This window comes from uncultured Proteiniphilum sp., assembly GCF_937873925.1.
Taxonomy (GTDB): Bacteria; Bacteroidota; Bacteroidia; order Bacteroidales; family Dysgonomonadaceae; genus Proteiniphilum.
The window spans coordinates 13,138-28,272 of sequence record NZ_CALNAT010000101.1 but is presented as its reverse complement, the minus strand read 5'-3'; the positions used below and the strand labels follow the sequence as shown (position 1 = coordinate 28,272).

Here is a 15,135-nt window from a genome sequence, read left to right as displayed (position 1 = left end):
CTTAGTCGTTGGCCCTTCGGGTTCCGGCAAAACCACTCTTTTGTCGTTGCTGGGATGTGTCATCTACCCTACCGGCGGTAAAGTGTGGGTGGGCGATACCTGTGTCAACGAACTTTCGGAAACGCAACTGGCTACATTAAGGCTCCGGCAGATCGGTTTTGTTTTCCAGGGTTTTAATCTTTTGTCACCACTCAATGCATTGGAAAACGTGATGCAGCCGCTTATTTTACAGGGCGTACACCGGAAAGAAGCCAGAAAAAAAGCGCTTGATCTTATACGCACTTTCAATATGGAGGATCGTGCGTACAGCCTGCCCCGGAATCTGAGCGGCGGACAACAGCAACGTATAGCCGTAGCCCGTTCGCTGATCTCCGATCCCCGACTGATATTGTGTGATGAACCTACGGCATCGCTCGACCATCACAGCGCACGCCAGGTAATGGATATGTTGAGTCGTCTCGCACGCGATGATCGTGCGGTGATCATCGTAACACACGATATGCGATTAAAAAAATATGCCGACCGTACCATTTACGTATCGGAAGGAACAATCAGGGAAAGCGATCCGGGGGAGGAATTTTAATTATCCCGTTATAAACTTGTGTCTTGCAATAAACGTACAAGACTGTAAACCTGTCACAAAATGAAAAGAAAACAGATATGGCTGCTGGCATCGATATTGCTCATCGCAGCCTGTAACCATAAAAAAGAGAATTCAGATCCAATACAGGCGCCTCCTGTCACGCACATCATGGGAATAGGCAAAATCACTCCCCAGGGAGGAGTAAGCGAGTTGGCGTCCCCGGCTTCGGGAATTGTGACGAAAGTACGGTTTAAAGCGGGCGATACGGTAAAAGTGGGGGATGTCCTGCTTGCGGTGGACGAGACGGACGAAGTTCTCTCTGTCAGAGAAACCGATTCGCGCATCGTCTCGCAGCGGCATGCCGTGGAGTCCGTAAAATCGATACTCCTTCAGGAGAAATTGGCTCTTGCCGAAAAATTCCGCCGGTTGAAGGACGCACGGGAATTGCTCGAGGTGGGCGCCGCCACGGGAGAGAACGTACGTACGCTGCAAAACGAGTACGATCTGGGTGTGGAGCGATTAAAAAAGCTGGAGAGCGACTACAAGATGCAGCAGGCCCAACTGGATGAAACTACCATTCAACGTACATCCGGGCTGGCGGCGCTCGAACGTAGGCAGTTCAGGACTCCCATAGAGGGTATCCTTCTCGATATCACCCCGCGCGTGGGGGAGGCGGTTGACTTGCACGAAACATACGCCCGCATATCGCCGGAGGGCCCCCTCATCGTGCGGGCCGAGATCGATGAGTTATTCGCCGATAAACTGGCTGTAGGACAGCGCTGTTCTCTCAAGTTGACAGGAGGGGATTCCGTCCTGTCAACCGATGAGGAAATCCTGCATATCTCTCCCGACCTGAAACGGAAATCACTTTTCTCCGATAGCGGAACCGATCTGGAAGACCGCCGTGTGCGTGAGATTGAGATCTCTTTGCGTCATGCCAATACCACCCCGCTTATCGATACAAAAGTGGAATGCGTGGTCCATTTAAATTAACCGGTATGTTTGCAACAGCTTACAAGTTTGTTTCTTTCGAGAAATCCAAGAGTTTTGGTATCCTTACCGCTATCGTCATAAGCATTTACCTGATAGGGGTTGAGCTGGGCATGTTTTTCTACCTCTCCGACCTGATAAGGGGGATTATCCGGAATGCCAATCCCGACTGTTCCCAAATTTTTGTCGTGAAGAAACAGACCACCAATATCAATCAGTTGTCCCCTTTCGACACACGGTGGGTGAATCAACTCAGGAGCATGGAAGGGGTCGACGACACCCACGGTTTTGTCGCTGCCAACGTATCTCTGAAATTCCCGAACGGAAAAGATGCTGCGGCCATGATCATAGGGAGCGATTACCCGGTAATGGCGGCGGGGCCCCATGCAGGACAGATCCTTTCGGGATCGATGCATCATTTCCCGTTTCCCGGAATCATTTCCGCCGATTTTTATGATAACAAAACTTTCGGATATACTACGGAACAGGGAACAAATCTCGAGATAAACGGAAAAACAGCTACCATAGGGATCATCACAAAAAAGGCCAGGGGATTCTCCACGCCCCTGTTGTATTCCACTACGTCCAAAGCACGTTACTATTCGGGATTACCGGATTATATGATCAGCGGAATTGTTGTTACTGTGAACGATCCGTCAAAAATAGAACCGGTTATTTCCCATATCAACCAAATGGCACCCGACCTGAAAGCGTGGCGCTCCGACAAACTGGGAATCACTTCTATCGTGAATGTAATGACCGCAAACAACATGGGAATGAGCTTTGCCACTTTGATTGTTTTCGGGATCATCAGCGGATTCTTTATTATCGGCCTCACTATGTATTCTGCCACTTACGACCGCCTGAAAGATTACGGAACGCTGAAAGCCATCGGTGCATCGAGCCGGTACGTCACCCGCCTGGTGGTCGCCCAATCGGTCATCTACGCGGCCATCGGATTCTCTATCTCACTCGTGTTGCTGTTGATTACCAAAATAGGAATGGCAAAAGCAGGACTGATCATCGCCCTTACTCCTCCTTTCCTTTTGTTCCTCTTTATGACTACCCTGCTCATCTCGGTGGGGAGTTCCTATTTTTCCATCAGGAAACTAAAGAAAGTGGAGCCCTCCTCCGTGTTTCGATAAGATAGATCAATTTGAAAATGTGATAATTCGATGATATGCTGATTTGATCGGCTAAACACCAAATCATTTTTTACTTTTAGTTTTTAGTCTAAATATTGACGTATGAAACGATCCATTGTGTTTTATGTAACTATATACTTCTCGACCATTATATCGGCTCAGGAAATCCCGATTGACCGGCTATCCCTGGACGAAGCGATTACTTATGCTATAAGACGCTCTCCCAGCCAGAATATACAAAAAATGGAGGTCGAAGGGGCCAGATTGCAATGGAGGGAAGCACGTTTACAACATATCCCCACCCTGTATGCATCAGGTGACTTGAGACGAAATCTGATCATCCCCTCCACACCGGTACCCGCTCATCTATTTAATCCCGATGCCGGGGAAAATGAGTCGATGTACCTGAAATTCAATACCGAGTGGAACTCATCCACCGGATTGAACCTTGCTTACGACCTGCTCAGCCCTGAAAAAGTGTTCGGGGCAGACGAGAAAAGGCTGCAACTAAAAATCCGGGAATACGACGCGTTGATCTCGGAGCAAGACTTGCGGACGGAGATTGCCACTGCCTATGCCGGATGTGTTCTTGCATTGGAGCAGGAGCAGTTACTGAGGAACGACACCACCTATTTTGCACAACTGCTAAAAACATCCGACGCATTATACAAACGGGAAAAAATATCTTTGACTGAGAGGAATGACGCTCACAAGGCATACAACGAATCGGTGGTCAACTATCTCCAGGCAGAAAAAATCGCGCGGGACAGCAAGGCAGAACTCCTATACCTGATGGGGGAAGAGATCACGCCGGAAAATATTGCTATTCTCGATCCGGAGGAAAGTATTCCCGAATTGCTCGAAAAAATAGAACAGGCATTTTCCACTGCTATTCCCACGGGTGGTTTGGAAGAGATGAAACAAAACGAAATAGTTGAACTGGCAGCCATACGCGTTAAATCCGCCTCGTGGAAGTACGCCCCCACCCTCTCATTAAACGGGTATCTCGGCACCAATTACTACAACAGACGGTTGACGCTGTTCGACACCCATTCGTGGCGCGGTTACAGCTATATCGGATTGTCAGTAAAAGTTCCCATTACCCAATCGCTCCAAACATCCAATGAGCTCTCAAGGTTACGGTTCCGGCAACAGATCGAAACGGAAAATTTGCGTGATATACGCAACACAAGGGCGAAAGAAAAGCTCCATGAACAGTCGCAACTCGAACTCCGCAGAAAAAGCTACCTCTTGAGTCGGGAAAATCTGGAGATGAGTCAACAAAATATGAAAGCCGCCCAATTGGAATTTGAAAAAGGGTACATCCTGCAACAGGATCTTATGAAGGAACAACGCGCACTGCAAAATGCACAGCAGAGTTACCTGCAATCGGCCTACGATATTATCACGAGTTTGCTCGCTTTGGAAAAAGTCAGGTAGGGCCAATAGTTGATTTATCCCCACTCTGCGAAACAGGGGGTAGGGAGAGGTATGATTTTTGTAATTTGACGAATAATATATTGAACCGCCGAAATAAAGACATTAAGGTAGAAATTTGAATATCCGTACAAAATTCATATATTGTACGTACAAAATAGATGAAGTCTAATCCCGGTAAGGGTATATAAATCGAAAAAATCCAAATACGATCAAATTATAGAAACGAACGGCAATTTTGAGATTCGGGTGGAAGTATCAAAAAGAAACATCACTTAATTTAAAACAAAAAAGCACTATCTTTGCAGGACAAAACAATAAGTAAGTAAGCGAAAATGTGATAAAATAATTTCTTTCAGGCTTTTAAAAAGGCAAATCGTGAAAACGGTTTGTTGGATTTATTCATCTCCTAAAAGAAAGAAATTATGCTTACTATTCAAAACCTATCCTATACACACCTCGATAAGAATCTATTGTTCAGCAACATCAACCTCATCGTTAATCCAAATGAAAAAATTGCACTGATCGGAAACAACGGTGCGGGAAAAACCACACTGCTAAGGATCATTGCAGGAGAATTACAACCCTCGGACGGAATGCTGAAAACGGATACGAAACCGTATTATATCCCTCAAATTTTCGGGCAGTACGATCACCTGACAATCGCTGATGCATTGGGAGTAACCCAAAAATTGAAAGCGCTACACGAAATACTGAATGGAAATGTTTCCGAAAAAAACTATGATCTGCTTAACGACGACTGGACAATCGAGGAACGTTGTACCACAGCATTAAACGAATGGCAATTGAGCGGCCTGGATCTATCACAAAAAATAGAAACATTAAGCGGAGGACAAAAAACAAAGATCTTTTTGGCCGGTATTTCCATTCATCAACCTGAACTGGTATTATCAGACGAACCGAGCAATCATCTGGATATTTCAGGGAGGCAATGCCTGTATGACTTTATACAAAACACAAAATGTACTATGATCGTCGTCAGTCACGACCGTAAGTTATTGAACCATTTGAATATGGTTTGTGAGCTAAGCAGACAGGGAATAACCGTTTATGGTGGTAATTATGATTTTTACAACGAGCAAAAACAGATAAAAGCCAACGCTTTAGCCCAAGACATTCAAAGCAAGGAGAAAGCGTTGAAAAAAGCCAGGGAAAAAGAACGTGAAACGATCGAACGCCGGCAAAAATTGGATGCACGTGCAAAAAAGAATCTGGGGAAAGCAGGACTGCCCAAGATAGTTGCCAATACGTGGAGAAACAGTGCAGAAAAAAGTACTGCCAAAATCGAGGGTACGCACTCGGAGAAGGCAGGAAATATTTCGCAGGAGTTGCAGGAGTTGCGTTCCTTCCTACCGGAAACCGGCAAGATGAAGTTCGGATTCGACTATTCAGGATTGCATGAAGGGAAAATACTGTTCAAGGCATCTGGCATCAATTTCAGCTATGAACACAAAGAATATATATGGAACGAACCTTTAAGTTTACAAATCACAAGCGGCGAACGAATAGCCATAAAAGGCTCAAATGGTTCGGGGAAAACAACTTTGATCAACATAATTCTCGGAAATCTCACACCACAAACCGGTACCGTAGCTGTTACGGAAAGCAGGTCCGTTTACATTGACCAGGATTATTCCCCGATAAACAATAAGCTGAAAATTTACGAACAGGCACAACAGTTTAATACGTCCGCTTTGCATGAACACGAAATAAAAATCAGGTTGAATCGTTTTTTGTTTACGAAAGAAGATTGGGACAAACCCTGCGCCACTTTGAGTGGTGGAGAGAGAATGCGGTTAATGTTGTGCTGTTTAAGCATCACCGATCAATCGCCTGATATTATTGTTTTGGACGAGCCGACCAACAACCTCGATATCCAAAACATTGAGATACTGACCAAAGCCATTAACGAATATAAAGGAACATTGCTCGTAATTTCCCACGATGAAATATTTCTGGAGCAAATAAATATTGAAAGGGTAATCGAGTTAAATATCAATAAATAAACTCCATAAGAAACTTTAATAATAAATTTTAACCGAGGCCGTTTTTTGCTGTGTTGAATTTTTATGATAAATTGCACTGGATAAGGATAAATGAGGTATCCTATGTTTTTATGAATTTGGATAAATATAGGGAAACTTATACTTCTACTATCATTCACTTTTAATATAACGATCATGGCAAAAGAAATCAGGACAGAAATAATTATCCATGCAAGAGCCGAAAAAGTATGGGTAATCCTCACCGATTTTGAGAATTATCCGAATTGGAACCCATTCATCACCTCCGTAGAGCCAGAAGAGGGAAACAAAATAACCGTGAAACTAACTCCTCCGGGTGGAAAAACAATGACATTCAAACCGACAATCCTCACAAGACAGGAAAACCAAAAATTAAAATGGTTAGGAACAGTACTGTTCAAAGGACTATTCGACGGAGAACATACATTTGAGCTGAGAGAGAACAAAAACGGAACGGTGACATTTGTGCAAAGTGAACAATTTAAAGGTATTTTCGCAGGGTTATTTAATCCCGAAAAAACGATAAATGGATTTAACGAAATGAACAAAAAACTGAAAGAACTTGCGGAGAGAGAATAACGGGAGGCCGTTTTGTATTTGGCATTTTAATACCCATCCTTTGCGCAATTCAGTTTGGAATCATTATCTCTGCTATATTGAAGTGACATAAGGATTTATACAAATAATAAAAAATACTCAAATGAAATCAATCAACATAAAGGCATATACCGATGATGCTTCCCAAATTGAAGCCCTAAAGGCTTTTATGAAAGCATTGAAAATAAAATTTGAGCTTTCCAAAGAACAAAGCCCTTACAACCCTGAATTTGTAGAAAAGGTTTTGCAAAGCAGACAGCAAGCAAAAGACAGAAAAACAACTAGGGTAAAGAAAGAAAATCTGAAAGTATTTTTGGATTTATAATATGGCTTATCATTTAGATTTTACGGCTAAAGCAAAGACATTGATTTTCACAAAAAGACAGGTAATAAAATCATTCTCAAAAAATTACTTGGAAGAATTGACAGAACATCCATTTACCGGAACCGGTAGACCAGAGCCTTTAAAGCATAATTTGTCGGGAATGTGGTCAAGACGAATGAATAAAGAACACAGACTAATTTATGAAGTAGTAGCAAACACCGTATTTATCCTCTCAGCCAAAGGCCATTATGAATAACACTGATCTATAAGTTCCCAAAAAATTAAATCTTCATGAAAAACAATTGAGCCTTAGAGCAAAGTAATTTGAACCTCTCAGCAATACCTTTAAGAGGTTTGTTTTTTAATTTTGCCTTGTAATCAAAAAAACAAGAAAGTAGATTTGTACGACAACACCAAAGGACTGGCTCCATTTGACAAATTGAAACGCTTTTTCAAAGAGCATCCGAAATAGATATAAAACGACATACTTAGAATAAATTGACAACAAGGTCTCACCTCAAAGAAACTTTTGCTATTTTTGTTTTATAAGAAAAAAACCTCGACGGAAAAGAACGGAAAAGAGAGGATAGAAACCTGACTCAACCGCAATTAGAAATAGATATTAATTAAATGGCAAGAATATTTATCACAGGCTCTTCGGACGGACTTGGACTATTGGCTGCAAAAGCATTGATAGACCAAGGGCATCAGGTTGTTTTGCACGCACGCAATACAAAACGGAAAGAAGATACACTTAAAAAAACAGAAGGTGCAGAAGCTGTTTTGACAGGTGATTTATTGAGCATTGAAGAGACAAAAGCACTTGCCGGAGAAGTGAATAAATTGGGAACGTTTGATGCTATCATTCATAATGCGGGCGTTTACAACGCATCGGGACAGCAGATCTTCAAGGTGAATGTATTGGCCCCTTATATTCTTACGTGCTTGATACAAAAGCCAAAACGACTGATTTACCTCACTTCGTCTATGCACCTGCAAGGGCAGCCAAAGCTCGAATATTTCAAAACCAATGTGGAGCGGATAAACTATTCCGATAGTAAACTGCACATTTTGATGCTCTGTAAGGTCGTTGCTCGAAAATGGACGGATGTGTATGCCAACAGCGTAAATCCCGGCTGGGTTCCTACAAAAATGGGAGGCAGTAGTGCACCCGATGACCTGCAAAAAGGATATGAAACGCAGGTGTGGCTTGCCACAAGCGATGATGAGCGGGCTAAAGTAAGCGGTCATTATTTCTTTCATCAGAAAGCAGAACGTTCCCACCCTGAAGCCGATAACTTTTCACTACAGGAAAGATTTATGGTATTATGTCAAGAGATTACCGGTATTTCATTTCCCGGATAATAGAATGAACTTCTCCGTCGTAAGTGGCAGGGAATTAAACCCTAAGAATTAAAATATTCCGTCAAACAATAAAAACATCAAATTATGAATACATTTTCAGTAAAAGCATTCGGCACGGAAGCGCCTGAAGCGGACTTACAACAGATGACCATCGACCGCCGGGAAGTAACGGCAAAAGATGTAGAGATTGATATTCTATTTTGCGGCGTTTGCCATTCCGATCTGCATACGGCAAGGAATGAATGGCACGGCACCATATACCCCAATGTTCCGGGGCATGAAATCGTGGGACGAATTACAAAGGTAGGCGACAATGTTACCAAGTTCAAAGTAGGCGACCTTGCCGCCGTGGGCTGTATGGTGGATAGTTGCCGGGAATGTGAGCAGTGCCGAAAGGGAAGCGAGCAGTATTGCGAGAACGGAAATATCCAGACATATAACGGTCACGATAAACACCTGAACCGGCAGACGTTCGGTGGCTATTCGGAACGTATGGTAGTGGATGAAGATTTCATGTTACGTGTACCCGAAAACCTTGACTTGGCAGCTACCGCACCTTTGCTCTGCGCAGGAGTAACCACCTGGTCGCCCTTGAAACATTGGAATATAGGGCCCGGACACAAAGTCGGGATTGTCGGTATCGGCGGATTGGGACATATGGGTGTAAAACTGGCAAAAGCGATGGGAGCTTATGTAGTAGTCATTACCACTTCACCGTCGAAAGTAGCCGATGCCAAACGGTTAGGGGCTGACGATGTCATTCTGTCGACAGACAAAGCACAGATGAGAGCCAATACCAACACGCTGCACTTTATATTGGATTGCGTTTCGGCACAACATGATGTGAATGCCTATCTGAGCCTTCTGAAAGTGGATGGCACACTGGCATTGGTGGGGGCACCCGAACATCCACTGCCCATTGCAGCATTCAGCCTGATCCCTGCCCGGAAAAACTTTGCCGGCTCAACCATCGGAAGCATTAAGGAAACACAGGAAATGCTCGATTTCTGTGGCAAACACAATATTACGGCGGATATCGAACTCATCAATATACAGGATATCAACACCGCCTACGAACGGCTGCTGAAGGGCGATGTAAAATATCGTTTTGTAATTGATATGACTTCTTTAAAGGGTTAAGCCAGAAGTGCCGGCTCTTTTAATTATTCAACAATGGTGATGATGCTTATCATCACCATTGTTGATTGTATAATATCAAGCACAATGTGCACAAAATTCGTTAGTAAAGAATTGAATAGTGCTTGGAGATAACAGATTCAATTAAACGGCAAGAAGCCTGACTCCTCCGATTTAAATCGTAAATTTGCCTATTGGATTTATATAACTATAAACAGGGAACAACGATGAATACCCTTTTTATTAAAAATATGGTCTGCAACCGCTGTATCATGGTGGTGAAGAATGAATTGGAAAAACTGAGTTTAGACGTAAAAAGTGTCAGGCTTGGTGAAGTAACGCTCGGCAAAGAGCCCACATCCGAAGAAAAAAAGCAAATAGAAGAAGTCTTGATCCCATTGGGTTTTCAGGTTATTGATGATAAAAAGAGCAGGATCATCGAAAAGATCAAAAACATCATTATCGACCTTGTGCATCATCAGGATAACAATACCAAAACCAACCTGTCGGAGTTGTTGAGCAGTGAATTACACCACGACTATAACTATCTGTCCAACCTGTTCTCGGAAGTGGAAGGCACCACCATCGAGAAATATTTCATCGCTCAGAAAATAGAAAAAGTAAAAGAACTATTGGTATACGATGAATTATCTTTGAGTGAAATTGCCTTCCGCCTCAATTATTCAAGCGTTGCCTATTTAAGTAACCAATTCAAAAAAGTAACCGGACTGACGCCGAGCCATTTCAAACAAATCAGGGAAGACAAAAGAAAACCGTTAGATGAAGTGTGATGATGTAGGTAAAGCAGATTAACTCTTGCTCATATGCGTGTTAGCGTCAAAGTTGAACAACTTGAAAACTGTAAAAGCTATGGAGAACTTTCATTTTCACAAAGAGTTAATCGCCGCATGCGGGATGAGTTGTGGTGTCTGTATTGCTTATTTACGTGAGAAGAACCCCTGTCCGGGTTGTAGGAAAAGAACCGAAGACAAACCTAAATATTGTATCACTTGCAGAATTGCAAACTGCGAACATTTAGAAAAAACCGAATCTAAATTTTGTTTTGACTGTACGAGATTTCCTTGCCAAAGAATAAAACAACTGGATGCAAGATACAGAAAAAATTACCGTACAAGTTTGATTGAGAATCTGAGGCAAATACAATCAAATGGAATTGAAACGTTCTTACAATTAGAAACTATAAAACAGACATGTCCATTCTGCCAAAAGACTTTGAGTGTTCACCGTAATTTTTGCCTACATTGTAAAGAAATGGTTAACGTGACTGAATAATCAGAACCCTTTAGAATAGAGAATGACAAACTCATCAAACCATATTTTAATCCCAATCCTAAACCCGTCGAATTCGATGGGTTTAGAAAAAAGCAGATTTACACAGTTTCATAGTAATCCCATACAATTTGACCAATACAAATATCTTCGTAACTTTATTGTTTACAATAATTAAATTAATCACTCAATTCCGGTATAATTAAAAATATAAACAAGGAGGGGTAAACATGGGAAAAAACACACAAATGACAACAACCAAAAGAAAAGGCGCCCGTTCGACAAAAGACATCTCGGCGGATATTCTACAACAATTAAACGCGGGACAGATTGAAACTGCCAATCTTGTGGAGTGGTTAGCTGTTGACCAAAAACTTTTATTGGAGAATTTACTCAAACAAAATAAACGGACTGACTATCTGAAACCTGTCTTTGCAAAAATAGACCGGCTAAAAAAACAAACGGTCAACACAATAAATGAGGCTATTGGAACGGAACTTTTTGAACAGACATCGAAAAATAACGATAAAGAGTTCCTGATGATCATGTCAAATCATAATGCCGACCTTGTCCGTTGTTGGGCAACCTATACAATCGGAAAAAATGAAAGTCTGAATATAACCGAAACGCTTGTACAAATACAGTCATTTGCAGCCGACAAACATTTTGGAGTAAGAGAAATTTGCTGGATGGCTATCAGACCTAAAATTGCCCGGAATCTCGATAAAAGTATCGAAATCCTTTCCGGATGGACAACCAACCAGGATGTAAATATCAGAAGATTTACAACCGAATCAACACGACCCCGTGGAGTTTGGTGTGAACACATTGAAGCACTGAAACAAAATCCCGAATTAGGTTTGCCGATACTGGAAACATTAAAATCCGACAAGGCAAAATATGTTCAGGATAGCGTAGGTAACTGGCTGAATGATGCCAGTAAAACCCAACCGGAGTTTGTAAAAGAACTATGCAGGCAATGGGAAACCGAAAGCAACACAAAGGAAACGAAATATATCACTAGAAAAGCATTAAGAACGCTGAATAAATAAGCACTGCCGGCGACAATCCGTAAATCTTACAAATCAAATCCATAAAACTACAACGGTACAATGTCTTTTTATTGCCACCTTTGTATTGTCAACTAAAAAACGATGAACTATTTCGATAAGCGAACACATAGTCAAAACAAGTTTTGACTATGTTGAGCGTAGAAATAGTCTAATTTAAAAATGAAATTATGGCAACAAACAATACACAAACAATATTTCTTCCGCTGGAAAATGTGGAGAGCGAACACTGCGCACTGATTGTGAATAAAGGATTGTCACAGGTAAAAGGGGTAAAAACCCACAAAGTAGAGTTAAACAATCGCAGGGCGGCCATTGCGGTAGATAACAATGAAATAGTGGCGGAAGCGGTGAGAGCCATCAAAGACCTCGGTTATGGCGTGACCACCGTAAAGCACACTTTTCCGGTATTGGGTATGTCCTGTGCTTCCTGCGCGAGCAGCGCCGAGAGCATTGTAAAGCATGAACCGGGAGTAGTCAATGCATCCGTCAATTTTGGCACGGGAAATCTTACCGTTGAGTACCTACCCAATATGACCGATGCTTCAAAACTGCAAAAAGCGGTTCAATCTGTCGGTTATGACCTGTTGATAGAAGATGAAACCACGCAGCAGGAAACTTTGGAGATTATCCACGCTCAAAAATTCAAAAAACTCAAAAACAAAACCATTTGGGCGATCATACTGGCCCTGCCCGTTGTAGTCATCGGTATGTTCTTTATGGATATACCCTATGCCAACGAGATCATGTGGCTCTTCGCCACCCCCGTAGTATTTTGGCTGGGTAAGGACTTTTATATCAACGCATGGAAGCAGGCCAAACATCGCTCTGCCAATATGGATACCCTGGTCGCATTGAGTACGGGAATTGCCTATGTGTTCAGCGTCTTCAACATGTTATTCTCCGATTTCTGGCATCAGAGAGGATTGCATGCACATGTATATTTTGAAGCTGCGGCAGTTATTATCGCGTTCATCCTGCTAGGGAGACTATTGGAAGAAAAGGCCAAGGGCAATACATCTTCAGCAATCAAAAAACTAATGGGATTACAACCTAAAACCGTCGTTGTGGTACGATCCGACGGTACGGAAGAGCAGGTCGCCATTGAAAATGTAAATGCAGGCGATATTCTCCTTGTCAAACCCGGTGAAAAAATTGCGGTGGATGGCATAGTAACCTCCGGCAATTCTTATGTAGATGAAAGTATGCTCAGCGGTGAACCTGTCCCGGTATTGAAGGAGGAAAACGAAAAAGTATTTGCAGGTACGATCAACCAAAAAGGAAGTTTCCAATTCAAAGCGGTGAAAGTCGGCAAAGAAACAATACTTGCCCAAATCATCAAAATGGTGCAAGATGCACAAGGCAGTAAAGCGCCCGTACAGAAACTGGTAGATAAGATTGCGGGGATTTTTGTGCCGGTAGTGATTGGTATTGCCATCCTCTCATTTATCCTATGGGTGATTTTGGGCGGCGATAACGGTGTAGTACAGGGATTGCTGGCAGCCGTCACGGTATTGGTGATCGCCTGTCCCTGCGCGTTGGGATTGGCTACGCCTACGGCCATTATGGTAGGTGTCGGTAAAGGCGCTGAAAGCGGAATTTTGATTAAAGATGCGGAAAGCCTTGAATTGGCCAAGAAAGTAAATGCCGTCGTATTGGATAAAACCGGCACTATTACCGAGGGCAGGCCACAGGTCACAGACATCCAATGGCTGAATAATGATGATTCAACCAAAGATATTTTACTAAGTATAGAAAAGCAATCAGAACATCCATTGGCAGAGGCCGTGGTAAAACATCTGGAAGGTGTACCTACGATATCCCTATCGATGTTCGACAGTATTACCGGTAAAGGTGCAAAAGCTGATCACAATAACGAAACCTATTTCACTGGCAACAGAAAACTGTTAACGGAGAACAATATCACTATTGCGGACGAACTGTTGGAACAAGCTGGGCAATGGGGCAATCAGGCCAAAACCGTTATTTGGTTTGCGAATAGCAAACAGGCCCTTTCGGTGATTGCCATTTCCGATAAGATCAAAGAGACATCGGTAGAAGCCATCCGGCAGATGCAGGACATGGGCATCGACCTCTACATGCTTACCGGAGACAATGAAGCCACCGCAAAAGCCATTGCGCAGCAGACAGGCATTCATCATTACAAAGCAGAAGTATTGCCGCAGCACAAAGCCGATTTTATAAAAGAACTGCAACAGCAGGGCAAGACAGTAGCCATGGTGGGCGACGGCATCAACGACAGTACAGCCCTTGCAACCGCAGATGTGAGTATCGCAATGGGTAAAGGGAGCGATATTGCAATGGACGTAGCCAAAATGACCATCATCTCATCAGATCTCACCAAAATACCACAGGCGATCCGTTTATCCAAACAGACCGTAGCCACCATCAAGCAAAATCTGTTTTGGGCATTTATCTATAATACGATCGGTATTCCTATTGCGGCAGGTATTCTTTATCCAATCAACGGTTTCCTGTTGAACCCGATGATTGCAGGGGCAGCCATGGCATTGAGCAGTGTAAGCGTGGTAAGTAATAGTTTACGTTTGAAATGGAAAAAATAAGTTCAACAGTATAAATTTTTAAAATAATGGAAAGTAAAGAATTTCAATTCAAGACAAATATGAATTGTGAAAGTTTCTTTACTGTTCCTTAATCTTTTCCCCTATCACATTCTTCCTGTGCTCCAGTCCCCACTCCAGCATTACATCTAATACCTTTTGGAAAGATTTACCGGATTCGGTCAACTCATACCTCACGGACACGGGCACCGTATCAAATACAGTTCTTGTAACAATGCCATTCACCTCCAGATCTCTTAATTCCTTCGAAAGCATGCGCGGTGTGATTTTCGGAATTTCACGTTCTATATCCTTAAACCGTTTTTTACCGAATAGCAGCGCGCTGATTATCGGTAATTTCCATTTTCCGCTGATTACGTTTATCGTATCATTCACTGCCAGAATAAATGTAGCCGAACATCTTTTTATCTGCTCAAGTTCCAGATCCTCGTATAAAACATCGATTTCTCCCATTGCTATACTTTTGTATATCGATATATTTTAGTATGTAAGTTGTAAAAGTATAGCAAAGATACTTATTTTTGTATTCTCAAAAAATTAATTCATCG

Annotated in this window: 15 protein-coding genes; 14 read left to right on the top strand and 1 reads right to left on the bottom strand. The window is 42.5% G+C overall.

Annotation, left to right across the window (positions count from 1 at the left end; translation table 11 throughout):
- The 14 genes from Q0502_RS07110 to Q0502_RS07050 form a co-directional block, all read left to right on the top strand.
- Positions 1 to 583, top strand: a 583-nt coding sequence (locus Q0502_RS07110; RefSeq protein ID WP_298648946.1) for an ABC transporter ATP-binding protein, incomplete at its 5' end; no start/stop codon positions are given.
- Positions 584 to 643: 60 nt separating this feature from the next.
- Complete coding sequence (locus Q0502_RS07105; RefSeq protein ID WP_298648944.1) at positions 644 to 1,576, top strand: HlyD family efflux transporter periplasmic adaptor subunit; 933 nt, start codon at positions 644 to 646, stop codon at positions 1,574 to 1,576.
- Positions 1,555 to 2,718, top strand: coding sequence for an ABC transporter permease (locus tag Q0502_RS07100; protein WP_298648941.1), 1,164 nt, complete (start codon positions 1,555 to 1,557; stop codon positions 2,716 to 2,718). Before Q0502_RS07105 ends, Q0502_RS07100 begins: the two co-directional genes overlap by 22 nt.
- Positions 2,719 to 2,820: 102 nt before the next feature.
- Positions 2,821 to 4,158, top strand: coding sequence for a TolC family protein (locus tag Q0502_RS07095; RefSeq protein ID WP_298648938.1), 1,338 nt, complete (start codon positions 2,821 to 2,823; stop codon positions 4,156 to 4,158).
- A gap of 422 nt (positions 4,159 to 4,580) precedes the next feature.
- A complete protein-coding gene (abc-f, locus tag Q0502_RS07090) occupies positions 4,581 to 6,182 on the top strand; it encodes a ribosomal protection-like ABC-F family protein (protein ID WP_298648935.1) in 1,602 nt (533 codons plus the stop codon).
- A gap of 174 nt (positions 6,183 to 6,356) precedes the next feature.
- Positions 6,357 to 6,779 carry an SRPBCC domain-containing protein gene (locus tag Q0502_RS07085; RefSeq protein WP_298648932.1) on the top strand — a complete coding sequence of 141 codons (423 nt, stop codon included), beginning with the start codon at positions 6,357 to 6,359 and terminating at the stop codon, positions 6,777 to 6,779.
- Positions 6,780 to 6,900: 121 nt separating this feature from the next.
- Positions 6,901 to 7,122: a DUF2683 family protein gene (locus Q0502_RS07080; RefSeq protein WP_298648929.1), complete on the top strand. Its 222-nt coding sequence runs from the start codon at positions 6,901 to 6,903 to the stop codon at positions 7,120 to 7,122.
- Position 7,123: 1 nt separating this feature from the next.
- Positions 7,124 to 7,378, top strand: coding sequence for a Txe/YoeB family addiction module toxin (locus Q0502_RS07075; RefSeq protein ID WP_298648926.1), 255 nt, complete (start codon positions 7,124 to 7,126; stop codon positions 7,376 to 7,378).
- A 374-nt stretch (positions 7,379 to 7,752) separates the two neighbouring features.
- The gene (locus Q0502_RS07070; RefSeq protein WP_298648924.1) at positions 7,753 to 8,487 is read left to right on the top strand and encodes an SDR family NAD(P)-dependent oxidoreductase; all 735 of its coding nucleotides are present in this window, start codon (positions 7,753 to 7,755) and stop codon (positions 8,485 to 8,487) included.
- An 84-nt stretch (positions 8,488 to 8,571) separates the two neighbouring features.
- Positions 8,572 to 9,627, top strand: a complete 1,056-nt coding sequence (locus tag Q0502_RS07065; protein ID WP_298648921.1) for an NAD(P)-dependent alcohol dehydrogenase — start codon at positions 8,572 to 8,574, stop codon at positions 9,625 to 9,627.
- Positions 9,628 to 9,851: 224 nt separating this feature from the next.
- Positions 9,852 to 10,415, top strand: a complete 564-nt coding sequence (locus Q0502_RS07060; protein ID WP_298648919.1) for an AraC family transcriptional regulator — start codon at positions 9,852 to 9,854, stop codon at positions 10,413 to 10,415.
- A 79-nt stretch (positions 10,416 to 10,494) separates the two neighbouring features.
- The gene (locus tag Q0502_RS18990) at positions 10,495 to 10,917 is read left to right on the top strand and encodes a DUF3795 domain-containing protein (protein ID WP_366521775.1); all 423 of its coding nucleotides are present in this window, start codon (positions 10,495 to 10,497) and stop codon (positions 10,915 to 10,917) included.
- A gap of 245 nt (positions 10,918 to 11,162) precedes the next feature.
- Positions 11,163 to 11,966, top strand: coding sequence for a DNA alkylation repair protein (locus tag Q0502_RS07055; RefSeq protein WP_298648916.1), 804 nt, complete (start codon positions 11,163 to 11,165; stop codon positions 11,964 to 11,966).
- Positions 11,967 to 12,154: 188 nt separating this feature from the next.
- Positions 12,155 to 14,569 (top strand): heavy metal translocating P-type ATPase, encoded by a 2,415-nt coding sequence (locus tag Q0502_RS07050; RefSeq protein ID WP_298648914.1) that lies wholly within the window; start codon positions 12,155 to 12,157, stop codon positions 14,567 to 14,569.
- A gap of 78 nt (positions 14,570 to 14,647) precedes the next feature.
- Here Q0502_RS07050 and Q0502_RS07045 read toward each other — a convergent pair whose 3' ends face one another.
- Positions 14,648 to 15,040, bottom strand: coding sequence for a helix-turn-helix domain-containing protein (locus Q0502_RS07045; RefSeq protein WP_298648912.1), 393 nt, complete (start codon positions 15,038 to 15,040; stop codon positions 14,648 to 14,650).
- Positions 15,041 to 15,135: the final 95 nt, after the last annotated feature.